Source organism: Streptomyces sp. NPDC048417 (assembly GCF_040651615.1).
Classification (GTDB): domain Bacteria; phylum Actinomycetota; class Actinomycetes; order Streptomycetales; family Streptomycetaceae; genus Streptomyces.
This window is the reverse complement of sequence record NZ_JBEZKI010000011.1, coordinates 28,173-51,293: the sequence shown is the minus strand read 5'-3', so window position 1 is coordinate 51,293 and position 23,121 is coordinate 28,173. Positions and strand designations below refer to the sequence as shown.

The 23,121-nt window shown below is 72.0% G+C and carries 18 protein-coding genes; 9 read left to right on the top strand and 9 right to left on the bottom strand.

The window, feature by feature from the left end:
• Positions 1–3 precede the first annotated feature (3 nt).
• Together AB0D59_RS18710 and AB0D59_RS18705 are read left to right on the top strand one after the other, a co-directional pair.
• Positions 4–1,242 carry an alginate lyase family protein gene (locus AB0D59_RS18710; RefSeq protein WP_362566100.1) on the top strand — a complete coding sequence of 413 codons (1,239 nt, stop codon included), beginning with the start codon at positions 4–6 and terminating at the stop codon, positions 1,240–1,242.
• A gap of 107 nt (positions 1,243–1,349) precedes the next feature.
• Entirely contained in the window at positions 1,350–2,909 is a 1,560-nt protein-coding gene (locus AB0D59_RS18705) for a carboxylesterase family protein (protein WP_362566097.1), read from the top strand.
• On the opposite strand, the gene AB0D59_RS18700 is transcribed toward AB0D59_RS18705, so the two are convergent.
• The 3 genes from AB0D59_RS18700 to AB0D59_RS18690 all read right to left on the bottom strand — a co-directional run bounded on the left by AB0D59_RS18700 (position 2,883) and on the right by AB0D59_RS18690 (position 5,973).
• The gene (locus AB0D59_RS18700; protein ID WP_362566094.1) at positions 2,883–3,941 is read right to left on the bottom strand and encodes a LacI family DNA-binding transcriptional regulator; all 1,059 of its coding nucleotides are present in this window, start codon (positions 3,939–3,941) and stop codon (positions 2,883–2,885) included. The genes AB0D59_RS18705 and AB0D59_RS18700 overlap by 27 nt on opposite strands.
• A 154-nt stretch (positions 3,942–4,095) precedes the next feature.
• On the bottom strand, positions 4,096–5,013 hold the full coding sequence (gene mmuM / locus AB0D59_RS18695) for a homocysteine S-methyltransferase (RefSeq protein ID WP_362566091.1): 918 nt from the start codon (positions 5,011–5,013) through the stop codon (positions 4,096–4,098).
• Between the two features lie 63 nt (positions 5,014–5,076).
• The gene (locus tag AB0D59_RS18690; RefSeq protein WP_362566088.1) at positions 5,077–5,973 is read right to left on the bottom strand and encodes a LysR family transcriptional regulator; all 897 of its coding nucleotides are present in this window, start codon (positions 5,971–5,973) and stop codon (positions 5,077–5,079) included.
• 120 nt (positions 5,974–6,093) lie between these two features.
• Here AB0D59_RS18690 and AB0D59_RS18685 point away from each other — a divergent pair, with 120 nt between their 5' ends.
• The 3 genes from AB0D59_RS18685 (at position 6,094) to AB0D59_RS18675 (ending at position 9,414) form a co-directional block, all read left to right on the top strand.
• Positions 6,094–6,936 carry an LLM class F420-dependent oxidoreductase gene (locus AB0D59_RS18685; RefSeq protein WP_362566085.1) on the top strand — a complete coding sequence of 281 codons (843 nt, stop codon included), beginning with the start codon at positions 6,094–6,096 and terminating at the stop codon, positions 6,934–6,936.
• 111 nt (positions 6,937–7,047) lie between these two features.
• The gene (locus tag AB0D59_RS18680; RefSeq protein WP_362566082.1) at positions 7,048–7,893 is read left to right on the top strand and encodes a PhzF family phenazine biosynthesis isomerase; all 846 of its coding nucleotides are present in this window, start codon (positions 7,048–7,050) and stop codon (positions 7,891–7,893) included.
• A gap of 1,137 nt (positions 7,894–9,030) precedes the next feature.
• A complete protein-coding gene (locus AB0D59_RS18675; RefSeq protein WP_362566079.1) occupies positions 9,031–9,414 on the top strand; it encodes a VOC family protein in 384 nt (127 codons plus the stop codon).
• A gap of 15 nt (positions 9,415–9,429) precedes the next feature.
• Here the strand turns inward: AB0D59_RS18675 and AB0D59_RS18670 are convergent, their stop codons facing one another.
• Positions 9,430–11,526 carry an autotransporter gene (locus AB0D59_RS18670; protein WP_362566076.1) on the bottom strand — a complete coding sequence of 699 codons (2,097 nt, stop codon included), beginning with the start codon at positions 11,524–11,526 and terminating at the stop codon, positions 9,430–9,432.
• 203 nt (positions 11,527–11,729) lie between these two features.
• Here AB0D59_RS18670 and AB0D59_RS18665 point away from each other — a divergent pair, with 203 nt between their 5' ends.
• Complete coding sequence (locus AB0D59_RS18665) at positions 11,730–13,139, top strand: RICIN domain-containing protein (RefSeq protein WP_362566073.1); 1,410 nt, start codon at positions 11,730–11,732, stop codon at positions 13,137–13,139.
• Positions 13,140–13,146: 7 nt separating this feature from the next.
• Here the strand turns inward: AB0D59_RS18665 and AB0D59_RS18660 are convergent, their stop codons facing one another.
• Both AB0D59_RS18660 and AB0D59_RS18655 read right to left on the bottom strand, forming a co-directional pair.
• Complete coding sequence (locus tag AB0D59_RS18660; protein ID WP_362566070.1) at positions 13,147–14,220, bottom strand: pectinesterase family protein; 1,074 nt, start codon at positions 14,218–14,220, stop codon at positions 13,147–13,149.
• 40 nt (positions 14,221–14,260) lie between these two features.
• Positions 14,261–15,940, bottom strand: a complete 1,680-nt coding sequence (locus AB0D59_RS18655; RefSeq protein WP_362566067.1) for a rhamnogalacturonan lyase B N-terminal domain-containing protein — start codon at positions 15,938–15,940, stop codon at positions 14,261–14,263.
• Between the two features lie 188 nt (positions 15,941–16,128).
• Here AB0D59_RS18655 and AB0D59_RS18650 point away from each other — a divergent pair, with 188 nt between their 5' ends.
• The 3 genes from AB0D59_RS18650 (at position 16,129) to AB0D59_RS18640 (ending at position 21,024) form a co-directional block, all read left to right on the top strand.
• Entirely contained in the window at positions 16,129–17,187 is a 1,059-nt protein-coding gene (locus AB0D59_RS18650; protein ID WP_362566064.1) for a rhamnogalacturonan acetylesterase, read from the top strand.
• Positions 17,188–17,304: 117 nt separating this feature from the next.
• The gene (locus AB0D59_RS18645; protein ID WP_362566061.1) at positions 17,305–19,002 is read left to right on the top strand and encodes a DUF2264 domain-containing protein; all 1,698 of its coding nucleotides are present in this window, start codon (positions 17,305–17,307) and stop codon (positions 19,000–19,002) included.
• A 24-nt stretch (positions 19,003–19,026) separates the two neighbouring features.
• The gene (locus AB0D59_RS18640) at positions 19,027–21,024 is read left to right on the top strand and encodes a PE-PGRS family protein (protein ID WP_362566059.1); all 1,998 of its coding nucleotides are present in this window, start codon (positions 19,027–19,029) and stop codon (positions 21,022–21,024) included.
• Here AB0D59_RS18640 and AB0D59_RS18635 read toward each other — a convergent pair.
• The 3 genes from AB0D59_RS18635 to AB0D59_RS18625 are packed head-to-tail and all read right to left on the bottom strand — an operon-like array spanning position 21,014 to position 23,084.
• Entirely contained in the window at positions 21,014–21,163 is a 150-nt protein-coding gene (locus AB0D59_RS18635) for a hypothetical protein (RefSeq protein ID WP_362566056.1), read from the bottom strand. The genes AB0D59_RS18640 and AB0D59_RS18635 overlap by 11 nt on opposite strands.
• Complete coding sequence (locus AB0D59_RS18630) at positions 21,160–21,771, bottom strand: hypothetical protein (protein ID WP_362566053.1); 612 nt, start codon at positions 21,769–21,771, stop codon at positions 21,160–21,162. Before AB0D59_RS18630 ends, AB0D59_RS18635 begins: the two co-directional genes overlap by 4 nt.
• Positions 21,768–23,084, bottom strand: coding sequence for an MFS transporter (locus tag AB0D59_RS18625; protein ID WP_362566050.1), 1,317 nt, complete (start codon positions 23,082–23,084; stop codon positions 21,768–21,770). Before AB0D59_RS18625 ends, AB0D59_RS18630 begins: the two co-directional genes overlap by 4 nt.
• Between the last annotated feature and the right edge of the window lie 37 nt (positions 23,085–23,121).

Here is a 23,121-nt window from a genome sequence, read left to right as displayed (position 1 = left end):
GCGATGAGCCGCCGCGAACAACACCGCCCCGGGACGGGCGGGTTGAGCCGCCGCAGTGTCCTGAAGTCAGCCGCCGTCCTCTCCGTCGCCGCCTCGGTCGCGGCCCCCGGGGTGGCCGGCGCGGCCCCGGCGACCTTCACCCACCCCGGCATGCTCCACAACGCCGGTGACATCAACCGCGCCAAGGTACGGGTCGCCGCCGGCACCGACCCCTGGCTGTCCGGCTGGAACAAGCTGACCGCCAACTCCCACTCCCAGTCGACCTGGACCAACCGGGCGACGGCCACGATCATCCGTGGCGGCACCGGACAGAACTACAGCCTGCTCTACAACGACATCGCCGCCGCCTACCAGAACGCCCTGCGCTGGAAGGTCGGCGGCACCGAGGACAACGCGGTCTGCGCCGCGAACATCCTCAACGCCTGGTCGAGGACGCTCACGTCGGTCACCGGGAACGCCGACCGGTTCCTCGCGTCCGGCCTCTACGGCTGGCAGTTCGCCAACGCGTGCGAACTGATGCGCGACTACGCCGGCTTCGACCTCGCCGCCGCCCAGGCGATGCTCGCAGGCGTCTTCTACCCGCTCAACAACAGCTTCCTGACCAACCACAACGACGCCTGCATCACCAACTACTGGGCCAACTGGGACCTGTGCAACATGGCCTCGATCCTGGCCATCGGGATCCTCAACGAGGACAAGGCCAAGTACGACCAGGCGGTCACCTACTTCAAGTCCGGCGCCGGCAACGGCTCGATCGGGCACGCCGTGCCCTACCTGTACACCGACTCCGACGGCTACGCCCTCGGCCAGTGGCAGGAGTCCGGCCGCGACCAGGGCCACACCGTCCTGGGCATGGGCCAGATGGGCGCGATCTGCGAGATGGCCTGGAACCAGGGCGACGACCTCTACTCGTACGACGACCGGCGGTTCATGAAGGCCGCCCAGTACGTCGCCAAGTACAACCTGGGCAGTGACGTGCCCTTCACCACCTACACCTGGGGCACCGGGCAGAGCTGCGCCCAGTCGTCCCAGACGGTGGTCTCCGCCGCCTCCCGCGGCCAGATCCGCCCCGTGTGGGCGATGCTCCACTTCCACTACAACCGGCGCGTCTACCTCGACGACAAGTACATCTCCGCCATGTACTACAACCTGGTCGCCCCCGAGGGCGGGGGAGGTGACTACGGCTCCGACAGCGGCGGGTACGACCAGCTCGGCTTCGGCACCCTGATGTACGCCAAGTAGCCGCCCGCATCCATCCGAACGCCGTGGGTGCCGGAATACCGGGAGCGGATGTGGTGCTCTTGTCGTACCGGCGTTGAGGCACGCGCGGCGGGAGGAGCTGGTGGCGGATGACGGCAGACCGGACGGACCTCGAGGACCCCGTGGTCGGCACCCCGTTCGGGGCGGTGCGCGGCAGGTGGGAGAACTCGGTCGCGGTGTTCCGCGGCATCCCCTACGCCGCCCCGCCCTTCGGGGCACACCGGTTCCGTCCGCCCGTGCCGCCCGAACCCTGGGACGGCGTCCGGGACGCGGGCGCCTTCGGGCCGACGGCGCCCAAACCGCCGTACTCGGAGGCGTTCGCGCAGTATCTGTCCGACCCCGTGATCCCCGGCGACGACTGCCTCAACCTCAACGTGTGGACCCCGGAGCCGGGTCCCGGCGCCCGGCTCCCGGTCCTGGTCTGGCTGCACGGCGGCGCCCTGACCAGGGGCTCGTCCGCCGTGCCCGTGTACGACGGTCATGCGTTCGCCCGTGACGGGGTGGTCTTCGTCTCGGTCAACTACCGGCTGGGGGTCGAGGGCTACGGCCTGTTCCCCGACACCCCGCGCAACCCCGGCCTGCGCGACCAACTCGCCGCCCTGCGCTGGGTCCACGACACCGTCGCCGGATTCGGCGGCGACCCGGACCGCATCACCCTCTGCGGCCAGTCCGCCGGCGCCATCAGCGTCGGCGCCCTGCTCGCCGCACCCCAGGCCCAGGGCCTGATCCGCCGGGCCGTGCTGCAGAGCGGCCCGCCCGAGGCCGCGGAGCACGACAAGGTCCGGCGCATGGTCCGCCGGATGGCCAACCGCCTGCGGATCCCCGCCACCGCCCAGGCCTTCGCCGAGGTCGACCGCGAACTGCTGCTGCGCACCCAGGCCGAGGTCGGCCGGCTGAGCAGCCCGGTCCTGGGCGGCCCCGCCTTCGGCATCGTCGTCGACGGCGACCTCGTCCCGCGCGACCCCCTCCAGGCCCTCCTCGACGGCGACGCGGCCCACGGCGTCGATCTCCTCATGGGCTGGACCCGCGACGAGTACCGGCTCTGGCTGGTCCCCGGCGGCCTGCTCGACCACGTCGACCGGCTCGGCCCCGTCGCCCTCGCCGGCGCCATGGCCCGCTGCCGCGTCGGCCACGAGGTGCCGCGCGGCTACCGCGCCCTGCATCCCGAGGCCGGCCCCGCCGAGACCGTCGGCCAGCTGGTCACCGACCACCTGCTCCGCCGCCCGCTGCACCGGCTGGCCGAGGCCCGCCCGGGCTCGTCGTACCTCTACGAGTTCGCCTGGCCCTCCAACCGCCCCCGGCTCGGCGCCTGCCACGCCCTGGAGCTGGGCTTCGTCTTCGACACCGGGGACGGGCCCGCCGCGGCCCGGTTGGCCGGCGAGGGCGCCCCGCAGCGCCTGGCCGACGAGATGCACGGCGCGTGGGTCCGCTTCGCGACCAGCGGCGACCCCGGCTGGCAGCCCTGGGACGACACCCACCCGGTACGGATCCTCGGCGACGGCGAGCCCCGCACGGTGTCCGGCCCCCGGGACCGCGAGTTCGCCCTCTGGACCTCCGCCGCCACCCCACCGCACCCCGAGCGTTCGGCCGAACTGGCCCTGGCCGTACGCCGGTTGCGCCGCTCAATGGTCGCGGTGCGCCGCCACTGAGTCCCGTACTACCACATGCGTGCCGAGGAGCAGATGCTCGTCGGCCGACTCCCCGCCGTGCCCGAGCGCGGTCCGCACGGCGAGCCGCCCCAGCTCCTCGTAGGGCACGTGCACGGTGGTCAGGGCCGGGTGCAGATCCCGGGCGAAGGGGATGTCGTCGTACCCGGCCACCGAGACGTCCCCCGGCACCTCGAGCCCCGCCTCGTGCAGGGCGGTCAGCGCACCCGCCGCCACCATGTCGGTGGCGGCGACCACGGCGCTGAACTCCACCTGCCGCGCGAGCGCCTGCCGCATCAGCCGGTGCCCGGAGTCCCGGGTGAAGTCGCCGTGCAGCAGCAGAGCGGGGTCGGGTTCGAGGCCCCGGGCCCGGTGGGCGGCGAGGTATCCGCGCTCGCGCCCCATCGCCGTCGTGTGGTCCGGCTTCCCGCCCAGGAACAGCACCCGCCGATGACCCTGCGCGAGCACATGGGCCACCAGGGCGTAGGCGCCGCCCTCGTTGTCGTACTCGATGACCGTGACCGGCGCGCCGGGCCCGAGCGGCGGCCGCCCGCACAGCACGAGCCGGGACCCGGCAGAGGCGAGCGACTCGGCGGTACGACGGGTCCGCTCCCGGTACTCGGGCGTGTCCGCCGCCCCGCCGACGAGAATCACGGCGGCCGCCCGCTGGGCCCGCATCATCTCGATGAACTCCAGCTCGCGCCGTACATCGCCGTCGGTGCTGCAGACGAGACTCAGATGTCCGAGTCGCGCCGCCTCCCGCTCCACGCCGTACGCCATGTGCGCGAAGGACGGCCCGGTGATGTCCTCCAGCACGAAGGCGAGGGTGGGCGTACCGGCCCCGGCGACGGCCTTGGCACGGGCGTCGGCGACGTAGTCCAGCTCGCGGACGGCCCGCAGGACGCGGGTCCGGGTGGCGGCGCTGACGGGGTAGTCGCCGCCGAGCACCCGGGAGACGGTGGAGGCGGACACCCCGGCGCGCGCGGCGACATCACGGACGGTGCTCCGCCCCGCTTCCGCGCTTTTCCTGGTCAACCCCACCCCCCGAAAACTGGCCAACGCCGGGACACTAGCGCCCCCTCAGGGGCGCGGGACAGTACCAATGTGCGGCTCCGCCGCGTGGGCGCGACCAGCCCCCATCACCCGCAGTCGCGCACGTTCGGGCCGACCCACCGCGATCAGGCGGCCCTCACACCACCCGGGCAATCCCGGCAATCGCCTCCGGCCCCACCCGGCAACACCCCCCGATCAACCGAGCCCCCGCATCCCGCCACCCCTCCACCTGCCCGGCGGCGAACGTCGACTCGCCGGTCCACGCCCGAGCCCGCGCATCCCACACCTCCCCGCTGTTGGGATAGACGACCACCGGCTTCCCCGTGACCCGCGCCGCCACCTCCACCGCATGCTCCACGTCCTCGGGCGCACAGCAGTTCACCCCCACGGCGATCACCTCGTCCACGTCCGCGGCCAGGGCGAACGCCTCCTCCAACGGCTGTCCGGCCCGGGTCAGCCCGCCCGCCACGCTGTACGACAGCCAGGCCGGCACCCCCAGCCCCCGCACCGCCCGCAGCAGCGCCGCCGCCTCGTCCGTGTCCGGCACGGTCTCCAGCGCGAGCGCGTCCGGCCCCGCCCCGGCCAGCACCTCGAGGCGCGGCCGATGGAACCGCTCCAGCTCGTCGACGCCCAGCCCGTACCGCCCCCGGTACTCGGAACCGTCCGCGAGCATCGCCCCGTACGGCCCGACCGAGGCGGCCACCCACAGCGGCCGTACGATCCCTTCCTCCCACGCCCGCCGTACCGCCTCCCGCCCCAGCCCGACGCTCAGCGCGAGCAGCCGTGCGGCCTCGTCATGGCCGATCCCGCGCCTGGCGAAGCCCTCGAACGTGGCCTGGTAGCTGGCGGTGATCGCGACGTCCGCGCCCGCCCTGAAGTACGCGAGGTGCGCTTCACTGACCGCGTCCGGCCGGTCGGCGAGCAGCCGCGCCGACCACAGCTCGTCGCTCAGATCGTGTCCGGCGGACGCCAGCTGGTTGGACATGCCACCGTCGAGCACGACCGTCCCGGCGGCGAGCGCGTCGGCGAGGCTGGGGGAGTTGTCGCTGGTCATGCCTCCGACGCTAGTCGACCAGGCAGCGAAACGACCGACCGCGTCCACTGCGCGGGCAGGTCCTTACGAGCCGGCCGCCGTGCAGAGGCAGCAGGCGTCGATGAAGACTCGTACGGCTCTGCGGTGGTCTCCGGTGCGCCAGACGACGGCGAGCTCACTGGGAGGGAGACCGGTGACCGGCCGGCAGGTGACGTTCTCTCGCCTGTAGATCTCGGCGTTGCCCGCGGCGAGAAGGGCTGCCCCGAGTCCTGAAGCGACCGCTTCGAAGGTCTCGTCGGCGGTTTCGGCCGTCGCGGCGATGCGCGCCGGTGTCCGGCGACGATCGTTGCCGAGCCAGAAGTCGCGGAGCGCTCCGGCCGTTGTCGGAAGGGCGATGAAAGGCTCGTCGGCGAGATCCTCGAAGGAGACGACCGGGCGGTCGGCAAGACGGTGACCGGCCGGAAGAGCTACCCAGCGGTCCTCGCAGGTGATCACCTTGTGCGAGTAGTCGCCACTCGTCGGGACGGGCAGCCAGCCGATGGCGACATCGACATCGCCGCCGGCGAGTCCCAACGTCGGGTCGGCCCAGGTGATCTGGCGGAACTGTAGTCGCCAACCGGGGAGCAGCTTCTCCATCGTGGCGGTGACGGCCGGGATGAGTCCGCGACCGATGCTCGTGTGGAAACCGACCGTGAGCGTGGAGTTCTGGGTGGCCACGGCGTCGGCGATCGCACGCTGGGCTTCCTCCCACTGCTCGATCAGCCGCCGTGCCTGGGGCAGGAGGGCTCGGCCCGCGGCGGTCAGGGTGACCGTCCGCCGGTCACGCTCGAAGAGCGCGGTCCGCAAGGAGAGCTCCAGCCGACGGATCTGTTTGCTCAGCGTCGGCTGTGAGACGAAGAGCCGATCGCTCGCGGCCCGCGTGAAGCTGAGTTCCTCAGCGACCGCGACGAAGTAGCGCAGGTCCCGGATGTGGACATCCATAGCCAAAGGCTATAACAGCAGCTCTTGGACAGCGGGTACGCGGGATTCGATGATGGGTCGCGTGGGTGCGAGCAGGGCGCCGAGGTCGTCGCCGCCCGAGGCGTATGGAGGTGGGCACCGGTGGAACTGGGCGTCAACGGGCTGAACGCCAAGGCCGTGTTGGGACCTGCGGAGACCGTCCGGCTGGCTCGGCTGGCGGAGGAGCTGGGGTACCGGTCGTGGTGGGCCGGTGAGCACGTGGTGCTGCCCAGCCCTCGGGTACCGGATGCGCCGATGGAGCCTACGGATCCGATTCTCGACCCGCTCGTGCACCTGGCCTACGTTGCGGCCGTCACCGAACGGCTGGAACTCGGCACCGGGATCGTCATCCTGCCGCAGCGCAATCCGCTGGTGCTCGCCAAGCAGGTCGCGAGCCTCGACGTGCTCAGCGGCGGCCGGCTGTCTCTGGGGGTCGGAGCCGGCTACCTCGAACCGGAGATGACCGCTGTCGGAGTGCCATACACGCAGCGTGGCCGGCGCACCGACGAGTACCTGGACGCGATGAGGGCGCTGTGGACCCAGCCGGCGCCGTCCTATCAGGGCCGATACGTGTCCTTCGACGGCATCGACGCACACCCGCGGCCTGTCGGGGAACACGGACCGCGGATCGTGATCGGCGGCCACAGCCCGGCCGCGTTCCGGCGGGCGGTCGCGCGCGGCCACGGGTGGTTCGGGAACGGCGACAGCCCGGAAGATCTCGCCGGGCATCTCGCCGGGCTGCGGAAAGCGGCCGCCGAGGTCGAACGCCCGGAGTGGCTGGGCCGACTCGAGATCAACTTCACGCAACTCTCCCCGGTGCACGCCGACACCGCCCGGCGCTACGCCGACCTCGGCGTCGACCGACTCGTGGTCTACCCGCTTCCGCTGGAGGATCCGGCGGACGTCGCCGCGTTCCTCGAACGTCACGCCGGCCTGCCGCGCTGACGTCGCCCCCGTACTCGTGCGGAGCAGAACGCGAGCTTTGATCCACGCCCCGGACCCGGCAGACCACCGTCTGACGGCGCCTCGGCACCGTTCTGCTCTACGCTCGCTGCCGTGAACGTCACCATCGTCCGTGCCTGTCTGCGCGACGGCCGCGGGGGCAGCCCCACCGCGGTCCTTGACGACACTCCGCTCACCGACGACGAGCGGCGCGAGGTGGCCGTCCGGGCCGGTACGTCCCATGCCGTGTTCCTCTCGGCCGACCGGGACGGCGGCGGGGCGACGCTGCGCTTCTTCACCGCCGAGGGCGAACTGCCCGGCTGCGGCCACGGCACGGTCGCGGCGCTGGCCGTCCTGGCCGCGCGCGCCGGCACCCGCGAGGTCACCCTGCGGACGCACGGTGGCACCCTCGCGGGCCGGGCGGTCCGGCACGACGGGAACGGCGGCCTGGAGGCCTGGTTCACGCCGGGCCCGGTCGGCCTGCGCGCGCCCGAGGCCGGCGAACACGAGGACGTCCTCACCGCCCTGGGCGTCGCCGGGGACACGCCCGGCTGCGTCGTCGCCACCCTGGGGCGGCCACGCCTCCTCGTCCCGCTGCCCACCCGGTCCGCCGTCCTTGCGCTGACCCCGGACCTCGACCGCCTCCGCACCGCCTGCGACCGCCCGGCCCTGCTGGGCTGCTACCTCTACTCGGCCCCGGCACCGGACGGCCGGGTCGCGGCCCGTATGTTCGCCCCGTCGATCGGCGTCCCCGAGGACATCGCCAACGCCAACAGCACGGCCTGCCTGGCCGCCCACCTGGCCCGTGACGGCCTGCGGGGTGTCATCGCCGACATGGGCGACTCGCTCGGCAACCCGGCGACGATCAGGGCCGTCGTGCGCCACGGGACGGACGGCCCCACGATCCAGGTGGGCGGCCGGGCGGAGATCACCCGCGAAGTGGTCTTGGGCCATGCCTGAAACGACACTCCAGGACACCGAGGCCCGCGAGGTGCTCGGCGCGGACGGAGCCGTCTTCGACCCCCTCGTCCACAACCCGAAGAACGGCGTCACCGGCGGCGTGTGGCGGGTGAGCGCCGGTCGCCGCTCGGCCGTGCTGAAGGTGCTCACCCGCAACAAGGAGGCCACCGAACGCTGGGCCGCCTCGGACGAGCCCCGGCACTGGAACTACTGGCGGCGCGAGGCGCACGTCTACGAGTCCGGTCTCGCCCAGGTCTGGCAGCCCTACGGCATCCGGGCTCCCCGGCTGCTCGCTCTCGTCGAACGGCCCGACGGAGACGTCGCGTTGTGGCTGGAGGACGTGCCGGGGGAGTCGGCCACCGGGTGGCCGCTGGCTCGGCACGTCGAACACGCCCGTCGCCTCGGCGCCGCCCAGGGCGCCGTACGGATCGACGACCGACCGTGGCTGACACGCGGCTTCCTGCGTCAGTACGTCGGCAGCAACACCCTCGGTCAGGAACTCCTGGACGACGACGAGGCCTGGCGGCAGCCCTTGGTCCGCGACCACTTCCCGGCCGGCCTGCGCAGGGAGGCGGTCCGGCTGCACCACGACCGCGAGTGGTTCCTCCAGGTGCTTCAGGCCCTGCCGCGAGCCTTCTCCCACCTCGACATGTGGCCCGCGAACCTCCGCACCGAAGGCCCCGCCGCCGTCGCCCTCGACTGGGCGTTCGCCGGGGACGGCGCGCTGGGCGAGGACCTGGGCAACTACATCCCCGACTCCGTCTTCGACCTCTTCGTCCCGGCCGCCCGGCTGCCCGAGTACGCGACGGCGGCCTACGACGCCTATGTGCAGGGCCTGCGCGAGTCCGGCCGGGACATCGACGAGCGGCTGGTACGACTCGCGGTGTGCGCCTCGGCGGTCAAGTACGACTGGCTGACCGCCGCGATGCTGGCCCGTGCCGGCGAGGAGCAACTGGACTACGGTGGCGGGCGCCGGGTCTCCGCCGAACTCCGCTACCGGGAACGGGGGCGACACTCGCCTTCCTCGCGGACTGGGCGAACGAGGCGCGCGCCCTGGCGCCCGAACTGGGCTTTCCGGAACCGCCCGGCGGGCGGCAGGCCTAGAGGTGTCACAAAGACGCCGGGAGAGGGTCGGGCATGCGATCTCGAACGAACGGCATGTGGTGGGGAACCGCCGTCGAAGCGCCGGACCCGGGAGCCCTGGCCCGGTTCTACGCGGAACTGCTGGAGTGGCCGATCGTCCACGAGGAGCCCGGGACGGCCGTCGTGGCCCCGCCCCAGGGATCCGTCTACATCGTCTTCCAGGAGGCTGCCGGATACCGTCCGCCGTCATGGCCGCCGGCGGAGGGTGAGCAGCGCACGATGATGCACTTCGACTTCCAGGTGGACGACCTGGACGCGGCGGTGGCCGAGGCCGTCGCCCTGGGAGCGGCACCGGCGCCGGACCAGCCGCGGGACAGCGTGCGCGTCCTGTTCGATCCCGCCGGCCACCCCTTCTGCCTGTGCCGTGACGACGGGTAGCACGCGCGCCGGCCGTCACCCCGCGTGCCGCCCGCCCCGCCGCCGTCCCTTCTTCCGGGTGCGCATGCCGGCCGGGACCATCAGGCCGCCGAGGAGGCCGAGGGCCAGGGCGTACGGCCACCAGCCGAAGGCCCGCGACGAGTCGGCGGCGGTGCGGGTGGTCACCGTCGGGGGAGCGGTGGGCGTGGAGTCGGCGATGTCGGCCTTCGGGGACGCCTTCGTCGTCTCCGGGTCCAGGACCACGTCGTTGCCGTCGCCGCCTCGGTAGGTGAGCCGGTAGACCGTGTCGGCCAGCTTGACCTCGGCGCCCTCGCGCAGACCGTCGAAGGAGCCGGTGGTGCGGGCGGTACCGGTGTGGTCGATCACCGTGATGCGGCCGGCCGGGGACGTGCCCGCTGCGGACAGGTCGAGGGCGCCGGCCAGGGTGAGGCGACCCGTCACCTTCAACGGCTTGTCCCGCAGGACGAGTTCGCCCTGCCTGTGCTGGGTGTAGTCGCCCCGCACCGTCAACCCGTCGGCCACCAGGCTGTCGTTGGTCACCGAGCCCCGCACCGTGCCCTTGCCGGACAGAGCGGTGGCGACCCGCAGGCCGGCCCGGCCCACGTCCAGCCGCGCGGTCGCCGACGTGAGCCGGATCGCCCTGCTGTGCACGAGAGTCGCGCCGGAGCGCAGTGCCAGCGTGCCCTTGCCGACGGTCGTCGTCCCTGTGTACGTCACCGCGCTTCCGCTCAGCGTGGTCGTCGCCGCGCCCGACTGGACCAGCGAGCCGGAGCCTTCTATATGCGTCAGTTTCAGGGGAGTCGACGTATTGCGGACGTACAGCGTGCCGTCGTTCACGATGCGGCGCCGCTCGGTGCCGGTCAGCAGGGCGCCGTCGCCGCCCCGCGCGCCCGAACCCAGCCGCAGCACCGCGCCCTTCTCGATCGTCGTCGAACCGTCGTAGTCCTGGGCGGCGGCGAAGGTCACGTCGTTGCCGCGCGTCCCCGCGATCAGGATGTCCCCGGCGCCGGGCGCGGCCAGCGTGTCGTGGTAGCGGCCGCCGCCGATCGGGGCGCCCAGCGTCACCGGGCCGTCGTAGTCGAAGGTGAGGCGCGATCGACGCCCACTGGCCGCATGCAGATTGATGTAGACGGTGTCCTTCGTTCCCGGCATGAAGATGCGACGGGTGGTGCCGTCGCCCCAGTGCACGTCGGCGCCCTCGATGTTGGTGCCGCGCTTGTTCAACTGATGGGGAATCGTCTTCCAGTCGAGGGCCGGGTCGCTCAGCGACGGGTTGGTGTCGCCGCCCCGGTCGCTGTAGCTGTACTGGCCGGTGAGGACCACCTTGCTGCCCGGCCGGGAGTGGACGTTGACGTCGCTGCCGTACTCCCGCTGGTAGAAGTCCTGCCGCAGGGTGATGGTCTGGTTCAGCGGGGTGTCGATGATCCAGGAGCCCTGGTTCAGGATCGCGCGGGCGTGGGGGAGCGCCACCGGGTACTCGGGGCGGCCCACCGCCATGCCGGTGCCGTTGTCGATGACCCCGGAGAAGGGGTGGGTGCCCGCCAGGTCCAGCGTGCCCCACATGGTGCGGGGCTGGGTCACCAGGCCGGAGCCGCTGATGGTACCGATGTTGAACGTGCGGGTGAGGGACAGGCGCAGGGTGCCGTCGACCCGGATGTTCAGCTGGTTCAGCTGGTAGCCGGGCGTGTTGTAAGGGAAGTGGCCGACCAGGCCGGTGCCGCCGCCCGTGCCGTACTGGAGGGTCGTGCCGCGCTCGACCGTGATCGCGGGCGGGTCGGGGTTGGTGACCGTCGTGTACGGGTGGTTGCCTCCCTGGGTGCGGACGACCTGCCGTTGCCGGGACTTCGGCAGGGTGAAGTCGCTGTCCTTGGTGAGGACCAGCGTGCCGCCGCCGCGCACGGTGAGCGTGCCCTCGCCGTGCAGGACGCCGTCGTACGTCGTCGTCCCGGCGGGCACGGTGACGACGGTGTCGCCGGCGAGCGTCACGTCCCGGTCGGCGAGGACGTCGGCGGTGACGTCCCGGACGCCGGCGGCGAAGGCCCAGGGAGCGGAGGTCAGGAGGGCGGCGAGGGCGCCGACGGCCGCTGCGGTGGTGTGGAGATGGCTGCGCACGTGAGGGGAGACGCCCCCGGCGGCCGCGGATAACAAAAAAACGGGGTCCGGAAGAGATCCTCTGGAAATCGCTTTCCCTCATGTCTCGTCAGACCCGTTGACCTCCTCGTAACACGCCCTTACCTTTTCGGCGATCTCAACGTTCGTCATGACAAATGCCGTTCGCTATCTCGAACATCGAACTCGCAAGGAGCGTGTGTGAGATGAGACGTGCGTACGCGATCCTGCTGTCCCTCTGCCTGGCGGTGATCGGCGCCCTGGCCACCGCCGGCCCGGCCGCGGCCGCCGCCCAGACCGTCACCAACGGCACCCGGTTCACCGACACCTCGGGCAACTTCGTCCACGCCCACGGCGGCGGGGTCATCAAGGTCGGCTCGTACTACTACTGGTTCGGCGAGGACCGCAACTCCGACAACACCTTCAAGTACGTGGACGCCTACCGCTCCACCGACCTGAAGACCTGGGAGTTCCGCAACCACGTCCTCACCCAGTCCTCCGCCTCCGAACTCGGCACCGCCTACATCGAGCGCCCGAAGGTCGTCTACAACGCCTCCACCGGCAAGTTCGTGATGTGGATGCACAAGGAGAACGGCGTCGACTACAGCGAGGCCCGCGCCGCCGTCGCCGTCTCCGCCACGGTCGACGGGAACTACACCTACCAGGGCAGCTTCCAGCCGCTCGGTCAGTACATGTCCCGGGACCTCACCACCTTCGTGGACACCGACGGCACCGCCTACATGGTCTCCGCGGCCAACGAGAACTACGACCTGCACATCTACAAGCTCACCGCCGACTACACCGCGATCGCCGGCCTGGTCGCCAACCCCTGGGCCGGCGGCCACCGCGAGGCCCCGGCCCTCTTCAAGCGCAACGGCGTCTATTTCATGCTGACGTCGGGCGCGACCGGCTGGAGCGCCAACCAGCAGCAGTACGCCACCGCCACCAGCCTCTCCGGCCCCTGGACCTCCTGGACCAACGTCGGCGACGCCACGGCATACAACTCCCAGACCGCGTACGTCCTCCCGGTCACCGGCACGTCGGGCACCTCGTACCTCTACATGGGCGACCGCTGGGGCAACTCCTTCGGCGGCACCGTCAACGACTCCCGCTACGTCTGGCTGCCGCTGACCTTCCCGACCTCCACCTCGATGTCGATGTCCTGGTATCCGGAGGTGTCCCTCGACACGGCGGCCGGCACGATCGGCGGCACCAGCGCCACGTACAACACCCTGATCGCCCGGCACAGCGGCAAGTGCGCCGACGTCCCGAACCAGTCGCTGTGGGAGGGCATCGCGATCAGCCAGTACACCTGCAACAGCGGCACCAACCAGAAGTGGTGGTTCAAGGACCTCGGCACCGGCTACTACGAGCTGATGGGCCGGGGCAGTTCACTGTGCCTCCAGGAGAACGCCACCAACGTCACCCAGGAGGACTGCACCGGCGCCACCGCCCAGCAGTGGTCGGTCGTCACGTCCGGTTCCTACGTCAGCGTCAAGGCCCGTACGAGCGGTGAGTGCCTGGACGTGAACGGCGCGTCCACCGCAGACTCGGCCGCCGTCATCACGTACACGTGCAATGGAGGCGCCAACCAGCAGTGGACACGCGGCAGCTGAGGTCGGATCAGCTGACGGGGTTCCAGCCGTCCGTGCCCGCCAGGTACTTCTGGGCCGTGTAGTCCGCGGCCTGGGAGTCGGTGAGCTGCGGGCGGTTGGAGTCCACGCCGGCTCCGGCCCCGGTGTTCCGGTACTCGAAGAAACGGGCGTTCTTCCAGGAGTAGCCGCTCATGTCGGTCCACGGTCCGGCGGTCTTCACGGCCGCCGGCAGGGAGGTCTGGCGGATCACCAGCTGCCCGACGGCGTCCGCCGACGGATGCCACGGGCGGCCCAGGTAGTAGGTGTTCGCCGCCGCGGAACTGCTGATGGCGCTGCCGGTGACCAGGATGCCGTACGTCTTCGCGGAGCTGGTGTTGGGCGCGGCGAGGAAGCCGTTCAGGCCGCCCGCCGCGGCGCCCGAGTCGCGCAGCTGGATGTTCACGCGGTCGTAGACGGCCGTCGCGTTCCCGAAGACGAAGTCCACGTCCCCGGTGACGAAGGACGAGGTGACGTACTGGCGGTACTGGCCGGTGGCGGACGGCGCCCAGTTCAGCAGGGTGTCCTGGCGGCTGATGAACCGGTCGTTGCGGAAGGTCTGCCGGTCGCCCTGCGCGGTCACGGCGACGGCCTGGGTGTCGGTGATCTGGGGGTGGGCGGCCTTGTCGAACGTGTTCTGGACCGTGAGTCCGGTGACGGTGAGGTCGTTAGCGGAGAAGGTCGCCACCGAACTGCCCGGTGTGCCGTACTCGTTGCCGTTGGAGTCGGTGTAGCCGGCGGCGCGGTCGTAGGTGATGACGACGTCCTCGGCGTTGCCGGTGGCGCCCTTGAGGGTCAGCCCGGTCTTGGCCACCGGGACGTTGACGATCTCCTGGTACGTGCCCTTCGCGAAGGAGATCGTGTCGCCGGACGCGGCCGCGTTCACCGCCGCCTGGACGGTGGTGTACATCCCGGAGCCGTCCTTGGCGACGGTGAGGGTGGACGCGGCCCGGGCCGGTCCGGCCAGGGACACCACGGCGAGCCCGAGGGCCGCCGCGGTGCCGGTGGCGAGCGCGACCGTGCGGCGCCGGGCGCGGGTGGAGGGTTGCTCGTTGGAAGCGGTCATGCCCTCAAGCCGCCGTCCGCCGACGGAGGGTTGCCGGGTCTCAGGCCAGCAGGTCGATCGCGTCGATCGAGGTGCCGGCGCTGAGGAAGGAGGTCGTTCCCGAGCCGCTCGCCACGTAGATCTTCAGCGTGTTGTAGGCGCTGGTGTCCGTCAGCCACGCGGACGCCGGGACGCTGTAGGTGAACGTGTAGTTGTTGCCCCGGTAGGAGCCCACGGTCAGCGACCGGGTGCTCGGCTGGGTGGGCGGCGAGGGGACGGCGGAGGTCCAGGTGTCGTTGACGACGACCTGGGGCCGGCCGTTCGCGTAGGCCGTCGTCACGCCGATCCTGAGGGTGTGCGCGGCGGCGGCCTGGGCGGCCGTCAGCTTGAAGTACACGATGATCCCGCTGTTGACGTCCTTCCACAGATAGCAGGGGAAGGCCGAGGTCTCCGTGCCGCTGCCGATGACCACGTTCCCGGTCCAGGACGCGGCCCGCACGTCCGACGGATGGGCGTACGTCATCAGGTCGGCGTTCTTGAACCCGCTCGGCGTGCCGTCCCAGTTGTTGATCCGCCAGATCGCGGTGGCGTTGCCGGGGTCGTTGGAGGACGGGACGGCGATGGTGTTGAGGGTGGTCGTGCCACCCGCGGTCACCGTCACCGACGTGGTGTACACGGCCAGTTCACCCTTGAAGACGGTCAGCGTGTACGTCCCCGGCAGCACGCTCCCGATGGCGAAGTAGCCGTCCGACGCGCGTGCCGAACCCCAGTACTGGGCTGCGGAGTTGGCGAGCCCCACGGTATAGGCGTAGGCCGTGTTCCGGCCGCTGATCCCGACGCCCGCTACCTTGCCCCGGCCGCCCGCCGCGACGTACCCGGAGATGCCGAGCGAGTCCGCCCAGGAGGTGGTGAGGGTGCCCGGGTAGAGGGCGGAGGAGGGCGCGCCGCCGTCCGTGAGGGCGATGACGTACGGGCCCTGGAGGCCGAAGCGCTCCGACTCGGTCTGGGTCTCGCCGTAGTACAGGATCTCGTAGAGCCCGCCGCCGTCGGCGCTCTGGTGGCGCAGCAGCGAGCGGTAGAACGGACCGCCGGAGGCCTTCTCGTGGTTGCTGCGCACGATCCACAGGCCGACGCTGCCGGTCGTCCAGCCGATGTAGTTGTAGTCCATCACCCGCAGCTTCGAGTAGTGCTTCGCGCGGGTCTGGCCGTCGGACTTCTCGAAGACGTCCGCGGACTCGATGACGGTGGGCGCGTAGGTGTAGGAGTCCGGCTCGTCGTTGAGGAACAGGCCGGCCTTGACGCGCACGATGTAACGGGTGGCGCTGACCGACGAGTCGGCCTTGTTGGTCCACAGGTAGACGTTGTTCTCGCCGCTGCGGGCCGCGTAGTAGTGCTTCAGCGTGCCGTACGACACCGAGATCAGGATCGTGGAGCCGGACTGGGCGATGGTCACCGTGGAGGTGCCGAGGCCCGACTCGACATGCGAGTTCTTGCCGCCGTAGCCCTGGTACTCGGTGCCCCTGTAGACCAGCGAGGTCAGGTCGCCGTTGGTCTTGCTGACCTTGAAGACCAGGCTGGCGCCGGTGTCGACGACGTAGTTGGAGCCGTCGTCGGACCAGCCGAAGCTCGCGGCCGAGGCGGCGGTGGCGAGCGGGCCGGTGAGGCCGGCGGTGCCGGCGGCGGCCGCGCTGCCGAGGACGAAGGTGCGGCGTCCGAGCGGTCTCCCGGTGGATCCGGACATGGGGGTGCCTCCTTCGGTGGGGCGGGGTTGCGGGTGACTGTGAGCGTGGCAGTTGAATCGATTTCGCGAAAGGGCTTTCGGCTCAGGGGAGTTGGCAATCTCGCGAAATCGGTCCGGGGACTAGAAAGCGCTTGCGGACGGCGGTACGGTCCCCGCCAGACCCTGTCGGCGTGACGGAGGAGTCCCGAGTGAGACGTTTCAACGGCGTGCGTGCCGCCGTGGTCGCGGCGGTCGTCCTCGGCGCGGGCGCCGGCCTGGCGGTGGCCCCCGCCCAGGCCCACGAACGGCGGCCGCTGCTCGGCATCGAGAACTGCACTGCCACCGCCTGCCACTTCGACGTCCCGCCGGGCGACTACGACGTGACGATCCGGCTCGGCGGCGACAGCGCGTCCAGCACGAGCATCAGCGGGGAGACCCGGCGCTCGCTGCTCCCCGAGACGGCCACCGCGGCGGGGCGGCACGTCACCCGCAGCTTCACCGTGAACGTCCGGACGCCGGAGGGCGAGCCGACCGGCCCCGACGGAACGCCCGGCCTCGACCTGGCGATCGGCGGCTCGGCCCCCGCGCTCGCCGGCATCCGGGTGACCGCCGCCCGGCACACCCGGCAGGTCTTCCTGGTCGGCGACTCCACCGTCTGCGACCAGCCCGCCGACCCGTACTCCGGCTGGGGCCAGCAGCTCCCGCGGTTCCTGCGCCGGGGCGTCTCCGTCGCCAACTACGCGGACTCCGGGGAAAGTACGGTGACCTATCTGCAGAACCCCCAACTCTGGGGTACCGTCCAGCCGTTGATCGGCCGGGGTGACCTGGTCCTGATCCAGCTGGCGCACAACGACAAGACGACCGACGAGGCGACCTACCGCGCGAATCTGGAGACGCTGGTGGCGGGCGTGCGGGAGAAGGGCGGGCGACCGGTGCTGGTGACGCCGATCGTGCGCCGCTGGTTCAATTCCGACGGCACGCTCAACAACGACATCGCGCTTCTGGTCAACGGGCTCGGCGTCAATCATCCTGAGGTGATCCGCTCGGTCGCCGCCGCCGAGGACGTTCCGCTGATCGACCTCACGGCGAGGACCAAGGCGCTCGTGGAGTCCCTCGGCGTGGAGGACTCCAAGGCGCTGTACCTGTACAACGAGAAGAAGGACAACACGCACACCTCCGCGTACGGAGCCACCGTCTACGCGGGCCTGGTGCGTGACGAACTGCTCGCCCAGCACCTGGTGCCCCGGGGCGCCGTGCGGGTGGAATGAGCCCCTGGGGCGTCCCGACCGGAACCGGGGCGCCCCAGGTTCGAACGGCACGAGGTTCGAGATGAAGTCCGGCACGCGGTCGGGCACGAGGTCCGGCACGAGCGAGAAAGAGCACCGATGCAGCTGCCTCCCGAGGACCGCGGTCCCAGCCCGCGCACCGGCTACACCCGCGCCCACTGGGAGGCCGCGGCCGACGCCCTGCTCGCCGCCGTGGAGCCGTACGCCACCCCGGACCGTGCCCTCTACCACCTCCCCGGCGACCACCAGAGCTGGTCGGGGCACCTCTCCGACGGCCTGGAGGGCTACGCCCGCACCCTGCTCCTCGCGGCCTTCCGCCGGGACGAGACCGCGCTCCAGCGGTACGCCGACGGGCTCGCGGCCGGTGTGTCGGGCGGCTGGCCGCGCATCGAGGACCGCGGCCAGCCGCTGGTGGAGGCCGCCTCCGTCGCCCTCGCCCTGCGCCTGACCCGCCCCCTGCTGTGGGACCGCCTCGACGACGGGGTACGACAGCGTGCCGCGGCCTGGCTCGCCGACGCGCTGACCGCCGAACCCTGGCCCTGCAACTGGGAGTTGTTCCCGGTGACGGTCGGCGGCTTCCTCGCCGAGGTCGGCCATGAGCCGGAGGCCGCGCACAAGGCGGTCGACCACGGCCTGGCCCGCATCGAGGAGTGGTACCTCGGCGACGGCTGGTACACCGACGGCGACGGCCGCAAGTTCGACTACTACAACGGCTGGGCGATGCACCTCTACCCGGTGCTGCACGCCTGGCAGGCCGGCGACGAGCAGCTGCTCGACCTGTACGGCGGCCGTCTGGAACGCCATCTCGCCGACTACGCCCGGCTGTTCGGCGGCGACGGCGCCCCGATGCACCAGGGCCGCTCGCTGACCTACCGCTTCGCGACCACGGCCCCGCTCTGGCTGGGCGCCCTCACCGGCCGTACGCCCCTGTCCCCCGGGGAGACCCGGCGGCTGGCCTCCGGAGCGCTGAAGTACTTCCTGGACCGGGGTGCCCTGGACGAGCGAGGCCTCCTGACCCTCGGCTGGCACGGCCCCGACCCCGCCGTCCTGCAGGGCTATTCGGGCCCCGCCTCCCCGTACTGGGCGAGCAAGGGCTTCCTCGGCCTGCTGCTCCCGCCGGACCACGAGGTGTGGACGGCGACGGAGGAACCGGGCCCGGCGGAGCGCGCCGACGCGGTCACCCCGATCACGCCCGCCAACTGGCTTCTCCAGTCGACCAGTTCGGACGGGGTCGTCCGCCTCCACAACCACGGCAGCGAGGACGTCCGCTACGACCCGTACTACACCCGGCTCGGCTACTCGACCGTGACGGAGCCCTCGGCGTCGTCCGACAACAGTGTGATGGTCGGCGGCGATCCGAGTCGCACGCGGATCGAGCCGCTGGGAGTCGGCGAGGGGTGGGCGGCCTCGCGGCACACGGCCGGTTCGGGTGCCCGGGTGACGAGTGCCGTGCTGGTGCGCGGGGCCGTGGAGGTGCGCGCCTTCCTGGTGGCGGGGGCGGCGCCCGGGACGCCGGTGCGGGTGACCGGGTGGGCGGCGCCGGAGGGGCTCCGGGTCGAACTGCTGCCCGTCGTGGGCCTCGACGCCGAGCTGACCGGGGCCACGGGGGCGGGCGAGACCCTGTTCGTCGCGCTGAGCCGGCTCACCGGGGCGGCGGACGCCGTACCGCTCGGGGAGACCGTGACCGTACGCGCGCAGGGCGACCGGGAGTTGACGGTGCTGTGGAGCGGCGGTCCCGGACTCCGCGTGCGGTGGCAGGACTCCGGCGTGGATGTGGAGCACACCTCGCAGGGCTGAGCCGTTTTGGGCATCATGCCGATCATGGGGCGGAGAGAAGAACTGGTCGCACTGCTGGGACGGGCCGGGCTGGAGCTCGCGGGGGAGCCGTGTGTCGAGGACGTGGTGCCGCCGCCGGTGGCGTGGCGCCACGTGATCACGATGGGGGCCCGGCCGACCGTGGAGGTCGCCCTGGACCTTCCCGACGCCGTCGCCGAACTCAACGCACAGTGGCACCGGTTGGTGTCCGGGGCGGGCCTGCTCGACGGGGACGGGGTGTTCCTCGTCGACTTCCAGGGCAACCCGCGCCGCGGCTGGATACGGGTCCGGCTCACCGACGGCTGGGACCTCGCCGGAGTACTCGGTGAGCGATCCGGACAGCCGGAGTTCGTGACGCTCTCCCTGGACGGGGACGCCCTGGTGGGTGCCACGACGGAGGAGTACACGGTCTGGTTGGTCGCCGTCGACCGGATCAGGGAGCGGCAGGAGGAGAGGGCGAGGGCGGCCGCCGCGGAGACCGAGGAGGACCGGGCGGCCGCCTGGGAGGGGCTGTTCCGGGGGCCCGGACCCACGGAGAAGCTGCTGGACGCCTGGGCACGCGGTCTCTCGTACAACCGGGCCTTCCCGAAGGACCTTCGGCCGCTGCTGCTGGAGAGATCCCACGTCGCCAGGTACGGCGCCATGCCGGAGGACGTCGTGGACGCGATGCTGGCCCACCCGGACTGGAAGATCCGGTCGCACGCGGCCGAGGTCCAGCTGAACATCACCCCCGAGCAGTGGGTGCGCGTGATCGAGGGCGAGCGGGAGGAGCGGTACCGGTGGGTCCTCACACTGATAGCCGCCGACCGCCAGGCCGAGCTGCCCGAGGGCACCCGCCGCGGGCTCGCCGCGGATCCGTCCGCACGCGTGCGCCGCGAGGCCGTACGCCTCAAGGATCTGCCCACCGCCGTGCTGGTCGCCCTGGCCACCACCGATCCCGACGGTGAGGTGCGGGCGGCGGCCTGCCCGGTCGCCTGGCCGCGTCTCGACGCGGCGGCACGGGCGGCGCTCCTGGCCGACCCCGACGGCACGGTACGCGAGCGGGCTCAGGTGCTGCACCACCGGGACCACCCGATGCCCCGCTCGGTGTACGAGTCCCGGCGCCCGAAGACCGAGGTGCTGGAGAGCTGCCGGCTGGAGCGCGGTCTCGCGGAACACCTGGTACGGCACGGGGAGCCGGACGAGCGCAGTTCCCTCGCCAGGAACCCGCGACTGGACCCCGACCTGGTCGCCCTGCTCGCCGAAGACCCCGACGCCCGCGTGCGCTGGGAGGTGTCCATCCGGGGCGACCTCACCGAGGAGCAACGCGAGGCGGTCCTCATCGACTTCCATCCGGAGAGCCGCCACCACGCACTCCCGTGGGTCGTGGCGCTCCATGACGATCACGAGGCCATGCGCCGCCTGGCCGCCTCCAGCCACCCGCTCGTCCGCCGAAGCGTCGCACGCGCCCGGCACCTGCCACCGGACGTCGTCGCCCGCCTCACCGACGACGAGGACCAGGTCGTACAGCTCTTTCTCGCGGAGTCCTGCGACGACGCGCCCGCCGACATGCTGCTGCGGGTGTGGCAGTGGTGGACCGGCAGCATGAGCGTCCCCGACCGCCCCCGCGGCCACCCCAACTTCCCCCGCCACGACCTCCTCCGCCACGCGGACGACCCGAGCCCGCGCATGCGCCGACTGGCCCTGGACGACCCGGAGTCGACGCCCGGCCTGGTGGAACGGCTCAGCCGCGACCCCAGTGAGGAGGTGCGTTACCGAGCCGCGACCGACCCCCGGCTGTCCGCCGTCGCCGCCGCGCGGCTGCTGGAGGACCCCCACCAGAACATCCGACACGCGGCCACCCGCCACCCTCACCTGCCGGTAAGGCTGCTGACCCGGCTGCTGCGGCAGCATGACACCGCCGAGGAGGCCGCCGGCAATCCGGCGCTGCCCGTCGAGGTCATGCGCCGGATGGCAGCGGCGCTCGGCGCCGACGGAGGTACGGCGGCACCCGTCACGGCGTGAGACGGGGGATCCGCAACGTCGTCGCGGTCGGGGAGGCCCCGGTGAGCGAAGTGCCGTAGCTCGGGGTGACGGGCGCGTAGGCCCACGTCAGGGAGCCGTCCTTGAGGACCGCGATGTCACCGGTGATCCGCGCGCTCACCACCTTGTCGGCGCTGACGAACCTGCCGCTCCATGCACCATGAAGCAGGCGGCGTACTTGGAGCCGTTCCAGGTGCGCTGGCCGTCGAGGGTGGGGGAGGCGTCGTGGGAGGCGGTGCCGGTGAGCTTGGCGGACCACGTCTTCCTGCCGCCCGTGTGGCGGACGACCGCGGCCGCCGTCTCCTTCCACTTGCTGGTGTCGGAGACCCGGGTGAGCAGCGCGAAGCCGTCGTTGTGGGCGACCAGACCGCCGACCTCCTGGGCGCCCTTGACGACCGTGGCGGTCCCGGACCGCTTGCCGGCCGCCGTGAGCGGGGTGACATGGACGCCGTCGGCGGCGGGCCGGGCGACCCGGATCGTGCCGTCGGGGGCGACCGCGGTGGCGGTCCGGTTCCACTCCCGGGTGTTGTTGTAACCGGCCGACAGACAGGGGTACTTGGCGTTGAGGCTCACCGCCGTGGAGGTCACCTGGAGGTCGGGGGTCGCCGCCGCGCCGGCGGTGGCGTACCAGGCGCCGGCCAGCAGACCCGCGGCCGCGAGGGTCCCGATCACGGGCTTGCGGAAGGCGTGGACGCGGCGGTGACGTGTGGTGCGTGGTGCGGAAGTCATGCCTCCTGGTCGTCGTCGACGCGGGGAAGGTTGCCGTGTTCCGGCGTGGCTGCCGCGGGCACTGGCGCCGCCGCCCTTCTGATCGGGGTGCCGAGGGCGGCGAGGCCGGTCAGTGTGCAGCAGACACCGGCGACGGCGGCCACCGCGGCGGTGCCGTATCGCTCGGCCGCCCAGGTGAGGACGGCGGCGCCGGCCGGGGCCAGCGCGTACTGGAGGGTCCAGTGGGCGGAGGTGACCCGGCCGAGCAGGGGTTCCGGGGTGATCTCCTGCCGCAGGGACATGGAACAGGTGCCCGCCACCCCCACGCAGGCCAGGTAGACCGCGCACAGGACGGCCACCACGGGCACCGAGCGCACCTGGCCGAGCCCGGCGAAGGCCAGTCCGCACACTGTCATCGACGCGATCCAGGTCGGCCCGAAGCCCAGCCGACGCCGGAGCCGGGCGACCAGCAGCGCCCCGGTGATCGTGCCGACCGCGCCGATCGCCAGCACCGTGCCCACCGTGCCGTCGTCGTGGCCGAGGTCGTGCTTGAGGTGGTAGATGACCAGGTCGTTGATGCCGAGGCTGAGGAAGCTGAAGACGGCGAGCAGCGCGGTGACCGACCGCAGGACGGGGTGCCGGACCAGGTACCCGATCCCGGTGCGCAGGTCGCGCCACACGCCCCGCTTCCCGGCCGGCCGGTCGTCCCCGGCGCGCTCCCGGACCCGGACCAGGAACAGCAGGGCGGCCGACACGGCATAGCTCGCCGCGTCCACGGCCACCGCGTCGGCCGGCCCCGTCCAGGCGGCCATCAGACCCGCGCCCAGGGGACCGAGGACACCGGCCGCCGCCGCGGTGGCGTTGACCCTCCCGTTGGCCTCGGTGAGCCGGGTGACGTCGACGAGCCCGCGTACGACGGTGACATAGCCGACGGCGAAGAGCATGCCGACGGCCTCGCACAGCGGCAGGACCACGTACAGCAGCCAGAGGTGCGGCCCGGCGAGCCAGACGACCGGGACCAGGCCGTAGAGGACCATACGGACCAGATCGCAGGCGATGAGCAGCTTCCGCCGGTCGACCCGGTCCACGACCACCCCGGCGAAGACCGCCGCCAGCACCATCGCGACCCCGCCGACGGCGGTGAGCAGGCCCATCCGGGCCACCGAGCCGGTCGCCTGGAGGACCAGCAGGGGCAGCGCGACGAGACTGAAGGAGTCACCGAGTACGGACAGCGTCTGGGCGAGCCAGAAGAAGCCGAAGTTCCGTTGCCTCCACAGTGGTTGCCCTACCGCTGTCTCCTTCGTGCGCTCCGCCCGCCGTGCCTCGTGCGTCACGGCCCCCCCTTCCGTGTCCCGGCAACCCTACGCCGAC

Excerpts from the sequence above, each read along its gene's own strand:
- AB0D59_RS18710 (WP_362566100.1), top strand. The coding sequence starts at position 4 with ATGAGCCGCCGCGAACAACACCGCCCCGGGACGGGCGGGTTGAGCCGC.
- AB0D59_RS18705 (WP_362566097.1), top strand. The coding sequence starts at position 1,350 with ATGACGGCAGACCGGACGGACCTCGAGGACCCCGTGGTCGGCACCCCG.
- mmuM (WP_362566091.1), bottom strand. The coding sequence starts at position 5,013 with ATGACCAGCGACAACTCCCCCAGCCTCGCCGACGCGCTCGCCGCCGGG.
- AB0D59_RS18690 (WP_362566088.1), bottom strand. The coding sequence starts at position 5,973 with ATGGATGTCCACATCCGGGACCTGCGCTACTTCGTCGCGGTCGCTGAG.
- AB0D59_RS18675 (WP_362566079.1), top strand. The coding sequence starts at position 9,031 with ATGCGATCTCGAACGAACGGCATGTGGTGGGGAACCGCCGTCGAAGCG.
- AB0D59_RS18665 (WP_362566073.1), top strand. The coding sequence starts at position 11,730 with ATGAGACGTGCGTACGCGATCCTGCTGTCCCTCTGCCTGGCGGTGATC.
- AB0D59_RS18660 (WP_362566070.1), bottom strand. The coding sequence starts at position 14,220 with ATGACCGCTTCCAACGAGCAACCCTCCACCCGCGCCCGGCGCCGCACG.
- AB0D59_RS18655 (WP_362566067.1), bottom strand. The coding sequence starts at position 15,940 with ATGTCCGGATCCACCGGGAGACCGCTCGGACGCCGCACCTTCGTCCTC.
- AB0D59_RS18645 (WP_362566061.1), top strand. The coding sequence starts at position 17,305 with ATGCAGCTGCCTCCCGAGGACCGCGGTCCCAGCCCGCGCACCGGCTAC.
- AB0D59_RS18640 (WP_362566059.1), top strand. The coding sequence starts at position 19,027 with ATGGGGCGGAGAGAAGAACTGGTCGCACTGCTGGGACGGGCCGGGCTG.
- AB0D59_RS18630 (WP_362566053.1), bottom strand. The coding sequence starts at position 21,771 with ATGACTTCCGCACCACGCACCACACGTCACCGCCGCGTCCACGCCTTC.